Here is a 14526-nt window from a genome sequence, read left to right as displayed (position 1 = left end):
CATCCAGGTCTCCAGATCAATTAACCCTTGCTCGTTCAGCTTGATGTGGAGCCGCTTGAGCATCTGGTCGAGCGTCCCGCGATTGCGCCAGTCACGAAAACGTTGATACACAGTCGACCAAGGCCCAAAGCGTTCCGGCAGATCACGCCAGGCAGCGCCCGAGCACAGGATCCACAGGATCCCATGCAGTACCAAACGATCATCACTGCGTGGGCGCCCCATTTTCTGCTCTGGAGAAACCAGATCCTTGATCAATTCCCACGATGCGTCGGAGAGTTCGTAACGCTTTGCCATGCGGGCCTCCAGCCAATCATGGCGGCAATTCTACCCGCACCGACTTTTCGTACAAAACCTAAATGCCGAGGTCAAACCAGGAGGAAAGGTCGTCGGTGGCCATTCAATAGCATCAGGCGAAGTAAGAGTCATACCGGGCACAGCCTCCGCGCCGAACGCCCAAGGCGTGTACAGAGCTAAAATACAGGTCGCTGATCCAGCAAACCTTGGCAAATTTTTATCCAAGACAAATAACGGCGGTATATCTACTATGTTCCCAGACTCTTGGAGTGCTGACCGAATTAAATCTGAAGTTAATTCAGCTTTTCAAGATAGAATAGTCAGTGGTAACAGATGGAGTGGTATCACCCCTAGCGGGGTAAAAGTCGAAGGCTACCTAGAACCTAAAACAACGGTTTATCCAAAATTCTAAGGTGAACATTATGAAACTGCACTACTTTTGGCGTTCGATTAATGGCGATCTATCACCTGACTGCGTTTCAAAAAAAATCGGTCATGATGATAACGCAGGTCCCCTTTCCTGCCTCCTGACTGACGATGGCAGACAGCCTCTATCGGACGTAATCCCATGGTTGACCGAAGGTCTCAAACTAATAAACTCAGTAAAACAATCAGAAACTGAGGTGGCCGATTGGAGTCGAGACGCTTGGGGCGCCGAACTGACAAAAGATCATGTAAAGGTTTACTCACTTTATGACGAAAACCACTTTGAAACACTCAGCATCAATTCGTTTGAAAACGCATTGAAAGCTTGGTCTGAATTCATTCAAAAAAAGCCATCAATTGATAGCACTCAAGAAATCGAGGTCTAGCGCCTGAAAAACGACTAAGGATTCTCCGATCAAGTTGCCGCAAGTCAGCGCAAAGTCGAAATTCACCCGGCAAACTGCGTTATCCGCTGAAAATCGAGCGATACCTCATACAGGGAGGGCATTTTCGCCCGCTCTCCCGAGTTAAGAGCTCAACTCACCCATACCCATCAGCTGGTTTCGAGCCATCCACAGGTTTGACAGGGCGAACAGCGTGGCCAGCTGAGCTGTGTTTTTCATCAGCCCACGAAAGCACACTTTCACATAGCCAAACTGCCGCTTGATCACCCGAAACGGATGCTCGACCTTGGCCCGTGTCTGAGCTTTGCAGTACTCGATCTTGCGCTTGGCCTTGTAGAGCACACTGCGTTTATTGAGTTTGGAATACGTGCTGCGCCACGCCGCGATTTGCCAGATGAACTCACGATTTTCATGCTCTTCACAAAAGCTCATCTGGGTCATGGGCGGCTCGGATCAGATGGTCAGGCGTATTTCATCACATTTGAGGACTTGTTCGGAGAATCCCTAGTATCAATCTCCATAGTAATTGCAGTAACTGTCGGTCCGATCTGGACAGGAATGCAGCCAGGTTGAGCACGTTGATGGAAGAGACGATTACTATAAAGGACGACCAGCCGACATGAGCCCTCTGCCAGATTTGAAGAGGGCTTATGACAATCTTACTGTACTCCCAAGCGACAGACCTGAGAGCCTACAACCCGCGTCGAGCTAACCTTTCTTGCGCTCTATCGCCAGTTCGGTCAGGGCGATCATGCGGTCGTCGCGTGCCAGTACGGTCTGGGCGTAGCCACACAGCAGGTACAGGAAGAGATTGGCTGCCGCCAGGGTGAATACCCAGTCCAGGTAGATCGCGAACGCGCCCATGCCGAACAGGGTTTTGCACAGGCTGATCAGCCCGGCCGACAGGGCGAGCAGGCCCGGCACGATGCCGATGTTTTGCAGCACTCCGGTGGCCAGACGCAGGCGTCTCTCAAAGCCGTTGCGCTCGTTTTTCAGTTCCAGCACGCAGAGTGCCAGTGTATGGCTGGAAAGCGCTGTCAGGAGAGGCAGGAATTGTTCGTCGATGAGCAGGCGGGTTCTGACGTTGATGCCTGCCAGACTGGCGAAGGGTGCAATCAATACATTTCTTACCGAGTCTCGGTAACGCCCGATGCACAGAACCGGGTACACAAAGAGAGCCCCATACGAAACCGCGATCAGCCCCCAGCTGGCGTAGTAGATCCAGCGCATGGGTTCGAGCAGGCCTGCGAGGGCAATCAGTACGGCGAGGAACAGCGGTGCAAGTACGCAGAACCAGAAGCGTTTGGTGCTCATCTGCAAGCGCCTGCTGGCGCTGTGTTCCTGTCGTAGCGTATCGACGACATGCTTATCGGCTTGTTCGATGCGGGCTTTGATGTGCAGGTACTTTTCGATCTCGTTGCTCATAGCTTTCCTTGAACGACTGTGAACGCAGTCTGATGGCGTTCGGGCCGTCATCAAAACGGAAAGCAGGCAGGGTGTTAATGACTGCAACCTTATAATGCTGTCAGAGAAGTCTTATTAGGTTGTGGGGGCATTCTTACCAACTTGAAGAAGAGTGCCTGTCAAGGCTTCTGAAGCCTGATCAGGATCACGACGTCGGCCTTGTTCGCCAATGGTAATTTCAGACGCGTCCTACATTCATTCCAGGGTCGCGAAAATACACTGCCCGTTCTCTTTTTCAGGACGATCGCAGTATGGCGAACCACGGTTATATGACCATCAGCAGCAAGGAGCAGGGCCTCATTTCTGCGGGGTGCTCAAGCCCCGAGTCGATGGGCGCGAAGTGTCAGGCTGGCCACCTCGACGAAATCATGGTGCTGTCGTTGACCCACAACATGGCGAATATCGACAACATCAAGCACGCCACTCACCGACCGATTGTCATCACCAAGCACGTCGACAAATCGTCCCCCATGCTGGGCCAGGCACTCGCCAATCGGGAACCGGTCGATTGCAAAATCGATTTTTACCGCACCTCGCCTAGTGGCAGTCAGGAAAAGTTCTACACCATTGAAATCCGGGAAGGGATCATCGCCGACCTGACACTCGACATGCCCCACGCCATTCTGCAGAACGACGCAGAACCCCAGGAGCACGTCGCCATTCGCTACCGGGACATCATCTGGACCCATCACCAGGGCAACACCAGCGGCTATGCCTCCTGGATCGCAGAGCAATGAGCCTGCCGGAGAGACAGCGGTCGTCCGGGCGTCACGACCTGTGGCGAGTCAGTGAGGCTGCTGGTCAACTTGCCGGGCAGGCCTGCACGGTGTCTGCCCGACACATCAAGGACGGAACGCTCAGGCTGCAGTTCAATCGAGACGTGGCCTATTACGCGCAAGGGATCGTTCGGGATGTAGAGGCCGGCAGGAAAAGCGTTGATGAGGGGCTGGAGGCGATCGAGACGACGCAGCGTAACTTCGCAGAGCAGTCACTTGATATCGGTAAAAAGAGCGTCGGCATCCTTGCCGGGACTCTGCAGGTTACCACCGGCGTAGCCGTGTGCTACGGCTCGGCCGGGACGCTCTGCCTGGTGTTTGGAGTCCCTTTGATGGCTCATGGCGCTAACAACATCTATGAGAACGGACGCAATCTTATCGAAGACCGTTCGGATACCCAGGGGCCAACACGAAAGGCCTATCAAGAGCTTTCGAAGCTGTCCGGAGGGACGGAGTTTCACGGCAACATGGCTTATGGAACTGTGGATTTGGGATTATCGATCTACGGTGCAACCAGACTTATTGTCAAACCTGAGGCATGGAAACTATTCAATTATGTACGGACGGACAAAATCAGAGCATATGAAGCCACGTCTGCAAAAACATTTATGATTGAACGAATGGTTGATGGACTCACTGCGGAGAGCATGTACACCGAATGGGAGAACCACTATGATAAATAGCATTTTCATCTATACCATCGTCATCACACTCGGAATCATATTCTATCTACCCGCATTGTGGGCACGTCACGCATGGTCTGGAAAAAGCTTCACGACAATAAGGTTTTGGGGCACTAACCTATACAATATTTTTTTTGGCTATTTGCACATGCGCTTCATTGAGAAAAACGAACTTCCTTTTTATGGCTATCAAGACAGTTCGATTCTAGGATGGTTTTCAATCGTAATGATCTTGGCTCATGCGTGCGCCCACACCGTCACATGGGATATCAAACCCTGGTTCTCAAGAAAGACAAGGTACTAATAGACTTATCGGCTTCCATTCCGAAGTGAATAAACTCGACTTCAGCACTCACTGGCGATTGGGTCAATTCAGTTGCTGAATGGCGTTTAGGAAACCGCATCGCCGGCAAGCCGCCTCCCACAGTCCGGAGCTTGCAGAAAAAATGCGGTGGGCACTCGCGCTGACTCTGCAAGACTACCCACTCAACACCTTTATTCGGCCTACCGACTAAACCGCTCCGCCAGACTGTGCAGGTACTCCGCCATGCCTTCCAGTTCACTGCTGATCTGCGAACCTTGTTGAGCCTGGCCCGCGCTCTGGTCGCAAAGTTGGGCGATGCGGGTGATTTGCTGGCTGATGTTTTCTGCCACGTGGCTTTGTTCTTCGGAGGCGGATGCCATTTGCTGGCTCATGCCGGTGATGCGGGTGACGGACTGGCTGATACCGTCCAGCGCCTTTTGTACGGCTTCGACGCTGGCGACGCTTTCCTGTGAAATCTGCTCGCCTTTGCTGGCGGTCTGCACGGCGCGGGAGGCGCCGTCGCGCAGGGAGGTGATGATCTGCTGGATCTGTTCGGTCGAAGACTGAGTGCGTGAGGCCAGCGAGCGGACTTCATCGGCGACCACGGCAAAGCCACGACCCTGCTCACCTGCACGTGCGGCCTCGATGGCGGCGTTGAGCGCCAGCAGGTTGGTCTGCTGGGCAATGGAGGTGATGACGTCCACCACGCTGCCGATGGATTGTGTAGCGTTGGCAAGATCACCAACGGCCTGGCCGATCTCGGTCACGGAGTTGGCCATGTGACGGATCGCCAGCAAACTTTCGTCCGCCAGACCACGCCCCTGCTGGGCGAGTTTGTCGGCTTCTTCGGCTGCGTGGGCGGTGTTCTGTACGTTGTGGGTGACTTCCTGAATGGTCGCCGCCATCTGGTTGATCGCTGTGGCGGACTGATCGGCTTCGCTGCGTTGCTGGTCGAGCGATTCCGCTTGCCGAATCGACAACTGGGCCGATTGCCCGGCGTGCTGTCTGACGCTCTCACCTGTGTCGACAAGACGAGTCAGGGCGGCCTGCAACCGAGCTTCTTCGCTGAGCATCGCCAGATCGAGCTGGCCTTGCGGACCACGATTGTCGCTGTAGGTCAGCGCAACCAGCGCACTGGTGAACGCCTTGGGGTGCTCTTCCAGCGTTTTGCGCATGCTGTTGCGGTGACGGATTTCGAGATAGCTGCCCAGCGCGAGCAGCACGACGAGAATCATGGCGAACGAGGCCCGGTCGTCCAGCAGGTACACGCCAGCCATCAACGCCAGCGCACAGAGGATCATCGGCAATTGGCGAACGAGGTGGTAAGCCGCAGCGCTGACTTTGGAGACAGCCGACTTGCCGGCCCGCAGGCGCGCATAAAGCGCTTCGGCGCGGCGAACCTGATCGCGGGTCGGCAGCGAGCGGACAGACTCATACCCCACGATACGGCCGTTTTCGTACACCGCAGTGACGTAGGCGCTGACCCAGTAATAGTCGCCTTGCTTGGAACGGTTCTTGACCACGCCCATCCAGGGTTTGCCCTGCTTGATGGTTTCCCACATGTGGGCAAATACCGACGCGGGCATGTCGGGGTGGCGCACCAGATTGTGCGGCTGTCCGATCAGTTCTTCACGTGTGAAACCACTGAGCGATACGAACGCATCATTGCAGTAGGTGATGTGGCTGTTGAGGTCTGTCGTGGAAATGAGACGCTCGGACGCCGGAAAGGTCCGTTCTGTTTGGGTAACGGGTAAGTTGACACGCATCGAACATCCACTCCCTGATAAATGCAGACTATCCGCAGGCACGCCTTGAAGGTGTAGCACACACCCATCAAGTCACAACCATGGTCTATGGCTCACTGTATCGCCCGACAAGGCAAGGTCTTGAATGGGCAAACAGCCTGACGCGCTTTACTTGGCCATGCCGATCTCTGCACCATGCCGCCTTTGAACCGACCACTCGTGTACTGAAGGCTTCCATGGCGCGCAAGACTCAACCTACCCTGCAGGCTTTCATTGGCGCGATACGCAAGCTGGGCAAGGCCGCGGCGGCGATTATCGGTCGCCGTGAACGGGACGCGGACAGTGAGAAACGGGATGCGCCTGTCGTGGAAACTGCACCACTCGACATCAGCGAACAACCCGCCAACACCAAGGCAAGGCCTCGCAAGCGGAGACCCGAACCGACAGCCCCAAAACCCGAAACAAAACCCGCCACACCCAACTGCCCGCACTGCAAGAAGCCCATGGTCATCAAAGTGGCGCGCACCGGAAAGAACGCCGGGGAGTTCTGGGGGTGCGTGGCGTACCCGAAATGCCGCGGGATTAGGCCGATTTTTCGGAAGGAATGAAGATTCCTGCACGTACGATCCTGAATCCGAAGCGCGGCCTCTCAGGACACTCCGCGTCCGGTCTGGAACGCGCCAGGCCCGGCCATTCGTGCATCAGGGCACTTTTTCCTGTCTGGCTGCTCACATCCCTCAGGCACAATGCTGTCCATCCAATATCAGGCAATCAGGGAGTTCCTATGCCGTCGTTCCGTTTCAAGGCAATCGTGATGTGCATGGCGTTGGCCGGCACGCTGGGGATGGTCAACGCTCAGGCGGCGCCCAAGACACAGGCTGCTGCGCCAGCGACGGCCACAACTCAGAAAGCTTCGCTGCTGGGTGGCAAGCTGGCGTTCACGCTGCCTGCCGGTTTCGTACAGGGAGAAATGCCCGAGATCGACGAAAAAGCCAAGGCTCAGGGCGTGACGGGTTCGCTGTACACGAACGCGGCTGAAAAGCGTGTGGTCATCGCGACAGAGACACCGCTGCCGATGGGCGTGGAGGTCGGCGACAACGACAGCGTGGTCCTCGACGGTCTCGTGGCTGGCACCATTGCTCAGCAGGGCGCGGGCTACAAGGACTTCAAGAAACTGGGCGAGAAAAAGATCGTCAAGAAAAACGGTCTCGGCATTCGTCAGGTGGACACCTCGGCCACAATGAGCGACACCAAGGTATTGAGCACGACGATCATGGCGGCCTCGGGCAAACGCGCAGCGGTCTTGAATGTGGTCTCCAACGCGAAGGACCCCAAGCAGCACGCTGCACTGGTAAAAGCCGTCATTGGCCAATAACCAACCGACCTTGTCACTCTACCCGCAGGGCACCTGACAGCAACTCCACCAGGCCCTGCACCTTGGGCAGCGATTCGCGGCTGCGCGGCCACGCCAGGTGCAGCGCCAGGCCGTCAGTGGCCAGATCGGGAAGGATCTGCACCAGTTCGCCGCGCTGCAACTGGTCCTTGATCAGCCAGGTCGCCAGTTGCGCGATACCGCAGGCCGACGTCACGGCAGCGACCTGAGCTTCCCCGTTGCCTACGACGATACGTGCTTCCACTGCCCGTGTTTCAGGCTGACCCTGCGCGTCGACGAATAACCAGGGACTGACAGTGCCATCGCCCCGACCGAACAAGATGCAGGCATGGTCGACGAGATCTTCAAACGTGCGCGGCATGCCATGCCGTTGAAGGTAGGCAGGCGCAGCACAGAAGATCACCCGCTCCGTCCCCAGACAACGATGCGCAAGACCTGCCGGCCAGATCGACGGCCCACCGATGCGCACCGCAAGGTCGATACCCTCCTCCAGAATGTCGACGAAGCGGTCAGTGAATGTCACATGCGGGCGCAGTTTGGGATGGCTTTCGGCAAACGCCAGAATCTGCGGCAGCACGTGCAGTCGACCAAACGTTGCCGGCAGGTCGATGCGCAACTGACCGACCGGCTCAGAGCGCTGCGCCGCCAGGGCAGTTTCCGCTTCTTCCAGTTCGGCCAGCATGCGTGTGCAAACGGCGTGGTACACCGCCCCCTCTTCGGTCAGTGCCAGGCTACGAGTGGTGCGCTCGAACAGACGCATGCCCAGGCGGCTCTCCAGACGGGCCACACTTTTACTGACCGCCGAATTGGTCAGGCTCAGGCGCTCGGCGGCGGCAGTGAAGCTGCCTGCGTTGGCGACGGCCACAAACGTTTCAATGCCTTTGAGGCGATCCGTAGACAGCATGTATTCGAGCCAATAGTGAAATTAATTCCTTAATGTACGGAAAATTCGCCCAAGATAGGAAACGATTTCTGAAATATGCTGGCACGCTATTTTTCCAGCAGGTTTGTGTCATGTCTTCTCAAGAAACAACGTCTGCCGCCGCGAGCGAACGCTCGACCGGGGCCGGCCTGTCCATTGCCATTCTGGCACTGGCCGGGTTCGTGATTGTCACCACTGAATTTCTCATCATCGGCCTGCTGCCCGCACTGGCTCGGGATCTGGGCATCTCGATCTCCAGTGCCGGGCTGCTGGTCACCCTGTTCGCCTTCACCGTGATGCTGTTCGGTCCGCCGCTGACGGCAATGCTCTCGCACCTGGATCGCAAACGAACGTTCATCGTGATCCTGCTGATCTTCGCCGCCTCGAATGCGCTGGCGGCGATGTCGAGCAACATCTGGGTGCTGGCGCTGGCGCGCTTCATACCGGCATTGGCGCTACCGGTTTTCTGGGGCACGGCCAGTGAAACCGCAGGCTTGATGGCCGGTCCCAGACAGGCTGGGAAGGCCGTGGCTCAGGTGTATCTGGGCATCTCGGCAGCCATGCTGTTCGGTATTCCGCTGGGCACGGTGTTTGCCGATGCCGTGGGCTGGCGCGGCGCATTCTGGGCACTGACGGCGATGTCTGCACTGATGGCCGTGCTGCTCGCCTTCTCGATGCCGAAAATGGCGCCTACCGAGAAAGTCGGACTGGCTCAACAGGCCAGAATCCTGCGCGACCCGCATTTCATCGCCAACCTGTTGCTGTCGATTCTGTTGTTCACCGCAATGTTCGGCGCTTACACCTACCTGGCTGACACGCTGGAGCGGATCGCAGGCATCGAGTCGGCACAGGTCGGCTGGTGGCTCATGGGCTTTGGTGCAGTCGGCTTGATCGGCAATGCGCTGGGCGGACGCTTCGTGGACCGCAGCCCACTGGGTGCGACCATCGCTTTCGCGCTGTTGCTGGCGCTGGGCATGACCGCAAGTGTTCCGGCCGCAGGATCACTGCCGTTGCTGGCCGTGGTGTTGGCCGTGTGGGGCATTGCCCATACTGCCCTGTTCCCCATCTGCCAGATCCGCGTCATGAAAGCCGCGCCGCAGGCTCAGGCGCTCGCAGGCACATTGAACGTGTCCGCCGCCAATGCAGGCATCGGGCTGGGCTCGATCATCGGTGGCGTCACCATCGAATACCTGGGCCTTGAAGCCGTCGGCTATGTCGCCGCCGTTGTTGCCGTGCTGGCCATCGCGCTTGCCTGGCTGACGATGGCGCGCAAAGCCCGAACCTCCGGGTCAGCCGTTCCGGCGTAACCCACACGCCAAGGAACCGCTTGCCGAGCACGACGGCAAGCGGCTCCAATGGCTCGGTCATTCTTTTGAAGGCCACCGCGGCCCTTCTCCATCCAAATCGCCTTCGATGCCACCTATTCATGACCGCGCAGTGAACTGATCTGCATGAATAATGGCAAAATGATCTTCCCATGGCATTTGTGACACGCCAAACTCTACCCTTTCGGTCAAGGATGAAGGTTTCTGACCGGTTCAATCAGATTCCGGTAAGTGTTATGAACCGATACCAAGGCAAAGGTCTGGCATTCGCCAAGCGAATCTATGCGCCACGAACGGTTGGCGTCAGCGTAGGTTTTCTCACCGTCGCAGCCTCCCTGTTTCACCTGAACGCCCCGCAGTGGCTTTGGGTGTTGGCGTTCTTCAATGCGCTGATCTGGCCGCACATTGCCTACTGTCTGGCCAGAACGTCCAGACAACCTTACAAGGCAGAATGGCGAAACCTGCTGACCGACTCCTTCTGCGGCGGTTTCTGGATCGGTGCAATGGGGTTCAGTGTGCTGCCCGCCATCACCGTCGTCGCCATGATGGCCATGCACAACATCGCAGCGGCCGGACCTCGCCTCATGTTCAGGGGCTTTGTCGCGCAGGCGGCGGGCATCATGGTGTCACTGCTCGTGCTAGATCCGGTGATCAACCTGGAAAGCACCCCGATGCAGATGTATGCCTGCCTCCCGGTGCTGGTGATCTACCCGATCTTCATCGGCTGGATGAGCCATCAGGTCACGCTGAAACTGCGTGAACACCGAAATATACTGCACAGACTGAGCCGTACCGACAGCCTGACCGGCCTGCTCAACCATGGGGCCTGGAAGGAGCTGCTTGATATCGAATTCGCAAAAAGCCGAAGCCTGAATCAGGAATGCGTGGTCGCGCTGTTCGATATCGATTTCTTCAAGACGATCAATGACACCTACGGCCACCTGGTGGGCGACACCGTGCTGCAGAGCATCAGCCAGGCGATGGTGGACAACCTGCGCAAGAACGATGTGACCGGACGCTGCGGCGGCGATGAGTTTTGCGTGATCCTGCCGGGCGCCAACACTGCGCAAGCCCGCAAAGTCCTTGAAAAGCTGCGGCGGGTCATCGACGAACTCACCTACTCCCTGCACGAAGATTTGAAGGTCAGCCTCAGCATCGGCGTTGCGGCTTATAACCATGGCCTTAACGACACATCGGCCTGGCTTCACGAAGCCGACAAAGCGCTCTACCTCGCCAAGAGCACAGGCCGCAATCGCGTCGTTATTGCTGATGAAATCCGTGCCGACTGTCAGGACCTGAGCGTTCAGACGTAACGCGTCAGCGCCTGTCTCCGAACAAAAGCGCGAACAACGACTTGAAGCTTGTGACGTTCATCATCTTGAACAATGCCGCCCGCCTGTCGTCACGCAAGGATTCGACGGTGATTGGCTTGGTTTTTGTGGTTTTCTTCGCGATCGACTGAGTGCCCTGATCCTCCTGGACGCTCTCTTTGCCATCGACATATTTCTCCTTGGAGAGTGTCCTGACAAAGTTGTTTTTAAGGTACTCGTACTTGGCAAATCTGGGCGTCAAGGGCTGCGACTCATCTTTCCCATTGGAAAATCGATTGATGACCTGTTCCATGAAATCAAAATCGTTGTGGTAAATAGAGCCGTAATCCTTGTCGGTGATATAGCGAATGAAACCTTGATCCAGACGTGTCGTTTTCAGCGCACCACTTTCCAGTATTCGCTTGGCAGAGGCAGCATCCTTATCGGTAAAGCTGTGATAGACCTTATGCCCTTCGCTATTATAATCTCGCCCAGTATTCCCACGTACGCTTATTCTGCCATCGTCTTTTTCACGATAAAAAGCGAGCCTTGACCCTAACTCATCAACGTACTTCAGATCAGCACCCTGTTCCCGCGCCCACTCGTACACGTCGCCCAACAACTGCCTGTCATCACGCGTTAAAAACTCGACTCTCGAACGCGATGTTCCACACTCCGCCTTCCCCAGCAAAGGTACAGCACGGTTCGGATCGGTTATATGAAACAGCCGTTGGCGCAGAAGCGCTTCACCACTGATAGAAACAGTTGAACGTTCAACGGGCGGTTTTTCGTGAGTGCCTGCTGAAATGACAGTGTCTGCCAAATGACTGTTTTGAGCGTTTCTTTTATCAAGTTGCATGATGGCGATTCGTGATTCGATATCCTGATTGACGACTCTCATGGACTGCTTCCTTGGTCACGCTTCGGTACTGGCAGACAAACCAAAACAAACACAACGCGTTAAACCGGTGTCAGCTGACAGCACGTTGCAGTTCAGGCAAATGATCAAGTAACCACCGAGGCTCACGGGTTTCGAAAATCACGCTGATTGGCTGTTTTAGTTCCAACTTGCCGTAGAGCGATTCTTCGTGGTCCAGATGCGCTTGTTGAACGCTGCGGTAGTCCAGCGGGTAAATGCTTTTCTCGATGGGGAGCAGGCGGTCGAAATGTTCCAACAGTCCGTGAAACACGATGCGCCGCTCAACCGTGTTGCGAGTGGTCGCGATAAGTTTGGCAAAGTACTGGCTGTCGCCATGTTTGAGCGCTTCGGCTGCGGCATAGCGTTCAACCAATGTGTAAAGTCCGGTGTCGTCGAATATGACGCAACACAAGTATTCCCGGGCCATGCGAAAGAACGGGTTATCCGCCGGTGGACGACGACCGAACGCGCCCAGCGCGAATAGCGTGGCCTGCTCGGCAAGTGATTTACGCTTTCTGTCCTGCAGACGCTCCAGATCCTGAAACACCGGCGCTTGTCGCGCCTGCTCCCTGACCAGCCGGGAAAATCTGGCAAGCTGGCCGGCGGGCCCGAGCAGCGCAGCCTGCTGCTGGACAAGGACTGCTCGTGAAACAACCGACTGACGCGCGGCCAGTTGCTGGAAGTCTGTCATCCAGTGGATGTCGGTACGGTGCGGATCCGGCCGCGATGACTGGTCGGAAAGAGAATCCTGCCGAACGAGACAAACAGTCATGTGTTGCTCCTTTTTATTGTTTATCGTGTCGTGATGCAAATGATGGCGCCCAGCGCATTGATCGATCCCTGATGCGGCTCGACCCTGCCGGACTTGTTGACACAGCAGAAAAAAACACCGTATCGGTATTACAACCCCGAGCCTGTTCCTGCCTCCCCGCAAGAACAGGCACGCATTGAAACAACGTAGTTTTTGCAGACAGCAAAAAACGCCTGATCAAAACTGAATCGAATACGGTGCCTGTGTGAACAATGGCGGTGTAAAAACAGTATTGGGTATCGTGAACGCCACTGTCTCGATAAAGCCTATTCTGGCGAAGTCATCTCGATAAACAATCCGACAGATGTAGGGGGTTGCAGGTTTTTACCGGGAGCCAGGAAAAAAGACATGCAACGCGCCATGAGTTCAGCACGCGTCCTGGCCTGATTCTTTCGAAGCAGTGAAGACACGTGGTCACGCACGGTATAGCCGCTGATACAGAGCTGCTGTGCAATTTCCTTGTTGGTACGTCCCTGAAGCAAAAGCCCCAGGACTTCCTGTTCTCGAAGAGTCGCCCACATGGTATTCCCCTTGTCGTCAATCTATCCATGAATGAATCTGTAGGATATTTCTCACAACTTTCATCCACAACCTCAAAAGCAAATCGGCTTTAACACTGATTTGTTTAACGTTATTTTTAATATTGAAAATTTCAAGAAATATCCTACAGGCATCTCGGAAAGGACTTAACGATTAATAAAGCCAATACTACAAAACCATTTCACCCAGTCACCAACCGGACAACCGACACCCAATTAAATCAATTTAATTTTTGGAAAACAGCCGCAAGATAAACTTGCCAATTAACAATTACAATCAGCTGTTACAATTGAATCAACCCGGCATTTCTGAATCTATTGCGACCAATGGCATTGCCTGCCTCCCGTCCGCGCAAGCGGGCGCAAGGCAGGTCAGACTGTCACTCACTCCACATTTCCCTGGCCCGCGCCTTGATCTGCTCGTGGGAAAGCTCTTCGATGTGCGTCGCGATGAACCAGACGTGTCCATAGGGGTCCCTGAGCGTGCCCATCCAGTCGCCGTAGAACTGATCCTTGACCGGAGCGACCTCAACAGCACCGACCTCGACCGCGCGTTTGAAAACGGTGTCGGCGTTTTCGATGTAAAGGTGCATGCTCGACGGCGGTCTGGATTCAGGGCTGGCCAGCGGGCCCTGGTCACAGCCGTCCGAGATCATCAGCCTGGAATCGCCAATGCGCAGTTCTGCGTGACCGACGCGGCCGTCAGGTCCGTCCAGACGAAACGCCTCTCTGAAACCGAACGCCTTCTGGTAGAACTGGATGGCGTTGGCTGCGCCTTGGACGACCAGGTAGGCAGTCAGGCTGTGATAGCCATCAGGAATGGGTTTGACGACCGTGTCGGCTGTGCTTTCAGGTTTCAGATCGAAGCGGGCCTTGCCACTGCTCATGTCGAATGGCGCTGAAAAATGCTCGTGAACGGCTTTCCAGCCTTGCTTCGAGAGTCGATAACCGGCGCTGGCGCGCATCCATGACCCTTCGCATTCTCCATCGCCACACCTGTTCAGCCAGTGCGCAAAGGCAACCGTGCCGTCCACATGCACGACCGGGTCGCGCGGTTCGAACACCATAGGCCCGGAACACTGATTCAGGCAGAGCGCCCAGTGTTTGCCATACGCTTCAAGGCCGCTGAATTGCAGTTGGCCCTTCAGACCTGGTGTTCATGCCTTGCTCGCAACCCCGGTGTGACGATGCGGTCGATTAAGTCTAGCCGC

Annotated in this window: 16 protein-coding genes and 3 pseudogenes; 8 read left to right on the top strand and 11 right to left on the bottom strand. The window is 55.9% G+C overall.

The genetic code is table 11. From position 1 onward, the window contains the following. The coding region (locus KDX39_RS18935) for a transposase (protein WP_231661399.1) at positions 1 to 294 on the bottom strand (294 nt) is incomplete at its 3' end. On the opposite strand from KDX39_RS18935, the gene KDX39_RS18930 reads away from it, so the two are divergent. After that, the gene (locus KDX39_RS18930; protein ID WP_231661398.1) at positions 293 to 706 is read left to right on the top strand and encodes an EndoU domain-containing protein; all 414 of its coding nucleotides are present in this window, start codon (positions 293 to 295) and stop codon (positions 704 to 706) included. The two genes, KDX39_RS18935 and KDX39_RS18930, sit on opposite strands and share 2 nt — an antisense overlap. 10 nt (positions 707 to 716) lie before the next feature. Next, positions 717 to 1106 carry a hypothetical protein gene (locus tag KDX39_RS18925; protein ID WP_231661397.1) on the top strand — a complete coding sequence of 130 codons (390 nt, stop codon included), beginning with the start codon at positions 717 to 719 and terminating at the stop codon, positions 1104 to 1106. A 141-nt stretch (positions 1107 to 1247) separates the two neighbouring features. Here the strand turns inward: KDX39_RS18925 and KDX39_RS18920 are convergent. Together KDX39_RS18920 and KDX39_RS18915 are read right to left on the bottom strand one after the other, a co-directional pair. Then, positions 1248 to 1541, bottom strand: a pseudogene (locus KDX39_RS18920) (transposase); the annotation flags it as partial. A gap of 291 nt (positions 1542 to 1832) precedes the next feature. Then, entirely contained in the window at positions 1833 to 2549 is a 717-nt protein-coding gene (locus KDX39_RS18915; protein ID WP_231661396.1) for a hypothetical protein, read from the bottom strand. 290 nt (positions 2550 to 2839) lie between these two features. Here KDX39_RS18915 and KDX39_RS18910 point away from each other — a divergent pair, with 290 nt between their 5' ends. Both KDX39_RS18910 and KDX39_RS18905 read left to right on the top strand, forming a co-directional pair. Then, a complete protein-coding gene (locus tag KDX39_RS18910; RefSeq protein ID WP_099225998.1) occupies positions 2840 to 3325 on the top strand; it encodes an Hcp family type VI secretion system effector in 486 nt (161 codons plus the stop codon). After that, entirely contained in the window at positions 3322 to 4047 is a 726-nt protein-coding gene (locus KDX39_RS18905; RefSeq protein ID WP_231661395.1) for a DUF4225 domain-containing protein, read from the top strand. Before KDX39_RS18910 ends, KDX39_RS18905 begins: the two co-directional genes overlap by 4 nt. Before the next feature lie 504 nt (positions 4048 to 4551). On the opposite strand, the gene KDX39_RS18900 is transcribed toward KDX39_RS18905, so the two are convergent. Both KDX39_RS18900 and KDX39_RS26685 read right to left on the bottom strand, forming a co-directional pair. After that, positions 4552 to 5628: a methyl-accepting chemotaxis protein gene (locus KDX39_RS18900; protein ID WP_442964559.1), complete on the bottom strand. Its 1077-nt coding sequence runs from the start codon at positions 5626 to 5628 to the stop codon at positions 4552 to 4554. A gap of 207 nt (positions 5629 to 5835) precedes the next feature. Further along, positions 5836 to 6117 (bottom strand): annotated as a pseudogene (locus KDX39_RS26685) (PAS domain-containing protein); the annotation flags it as partial. Between the two features lie 215 nt (positions 6118 to 6332). Here KDX39_RS26685 and KDX39_RS26445 point away from each other — a divergent pair. Together KDX39_RS26445 and KDX39_RS18890 are read left to right on the top strand one after the other, a co-directional pair. Continuing rightward, entirely contained in the window at positions 6333 to 6704 is a 372-nt protein-coding gene (locus KDX39_RS26445) for a topoisomerase DNA-binding C4 zinc finger domain-containing protein (RefSeq protein ID WP_331462082.1), read from the top strand. Between the two features lie 176 nt (positions 6705 to 6880). After that, a complete protein-coding gene (locus KDX39_RS18890) occupies positions 6881 to 7471 on the top strand; it encodes a polyribonucleotide nucleotidyltransferase (protein WP_231661393.1) in 591 nt (196 codons plus the stop codon). A gap of 13 nt (positions 7472 to 7484) precedes the next feature. Here KDX39_RS18890 and KDX39_RS18885 read toward each other — a convergent pair whose 3' ends face one another. Next, positions 7485 to 8393 carry a LysR family transcriptional regulator gene (locus tag KDX39_RS18885; protein ID WP_210043340.1) on the bottom strand — a complete coding sequence of 303 codons (909 nt, stop codon included), beginning with the start codon at positions 8391 to 8393 and terminating at the stop codon, positions 7485 to 7487. 110 nt (positions 8394 to 8503) lie between these two features. Here KDX39_RS18885 and KDX39_RS18880 point away from each other — a divergent pair, with 110 nt between their 5' ends. Continuing rightward, complete coding sequence (locus tag KDX39_RS18880; RefSeq protein ID WP_231661392.1) at positions 8504 to 9718, top strand: MFS transporter; 1215 nt, start codon at positions 8504 to 8506, stop codon at positions 9716 to 9718. A gap of 254 nt (positions 9719 to 9972) precedes the next feature. Beyond that, positions 9973 to 11049 (top strand): diguanylate cyclase, encoded by a 1077-nt coding sequence (locus KDX39_RS18875; RefSeq protein ID WP_231661391.1) that lies wholly within the window; start codon positions 9973 to 9975, stop codon positions 11047 to 11049. Positions 11050 to 11053: 4 nt separating this feature from the next. Here KDX39_RS18875 and KDX39_RS18870 read toward each other — a convergent pair whose 3' ends face one another. The 5 genes and pseudogenes from KDX39_RS18870 to KDX39_RS26385 all read right to left on the bottom strand — a co-directional run. Then, complete coding sequence (locus KDX39_RS18870; RefSeq protein ID WP_231661390.1) at positions 11054 to 11947, bottom strand: hypothetical protein; 894 nt, start codon at positions 11945 to 11947, stop codon at positions 11054 to 11056. 70 nt (positions 11948 to 12017) lie between these two features. After that, positions 12018 to 12737: a hypothetical protein gene (locus tag KDX39_RS18865; RefSeq protein ID WP_231661389.1), complete on the bottom strand. Its 720-nt coding sequence runs from the start codon at positions 12735 to 12737 to the stop codon at positions 12018 to 12020. A gap of 305 nt (positions 12738 to 13042) precedes the next feature. Continuing rightward, positions 13043 to 13297: a helix-turn-helix domain-containing protein gene (locus KDX39_RS18860; protein WP_180274210.1), complete on the bottom strand. Its 255-nt coding sequence runs from the start codon at positions 13295 to 13297 to the stop codon at positions 13043 to 13045. 398 nt (positions 13298 to 13695) lie between these two features. Next, on the bottom strand, positions 13696 to 14202 hold the full coding sequence (locus tag KDX39_RS18855) for a VOC family protein (RefSeq protein ID WP_231661412.1): 507 nt from the start codon (positions 14200 to 14202) through the stop codon (positions 13696 to 13698). Between the two features lie 15 nt (positions 14203 to 14217). Continuing rightward, positions 14218 to 14451 (bottom strand): annotated as a pseudogene (locus KDX39_RS26385) (YybH family protein); the annotation flags it as partial. Positions 14452 to 14526: the final 75 nt, after the last annotated feature.

The sequence above is a fragment of the Pseudomonas sp. CDFA 610 genome, assembly GCF_021147865.1.
Lineage (GTDB): Bacteria > Pseudomonadota > Gammaproteobacteria > Pseudomonadales > Pseudomonadaceae > Aquipseudomonas > Aquipseudomonas alliivorans.
This window is presented reverse-complemented; position numbering and strand designations above follow the sequence as displayed.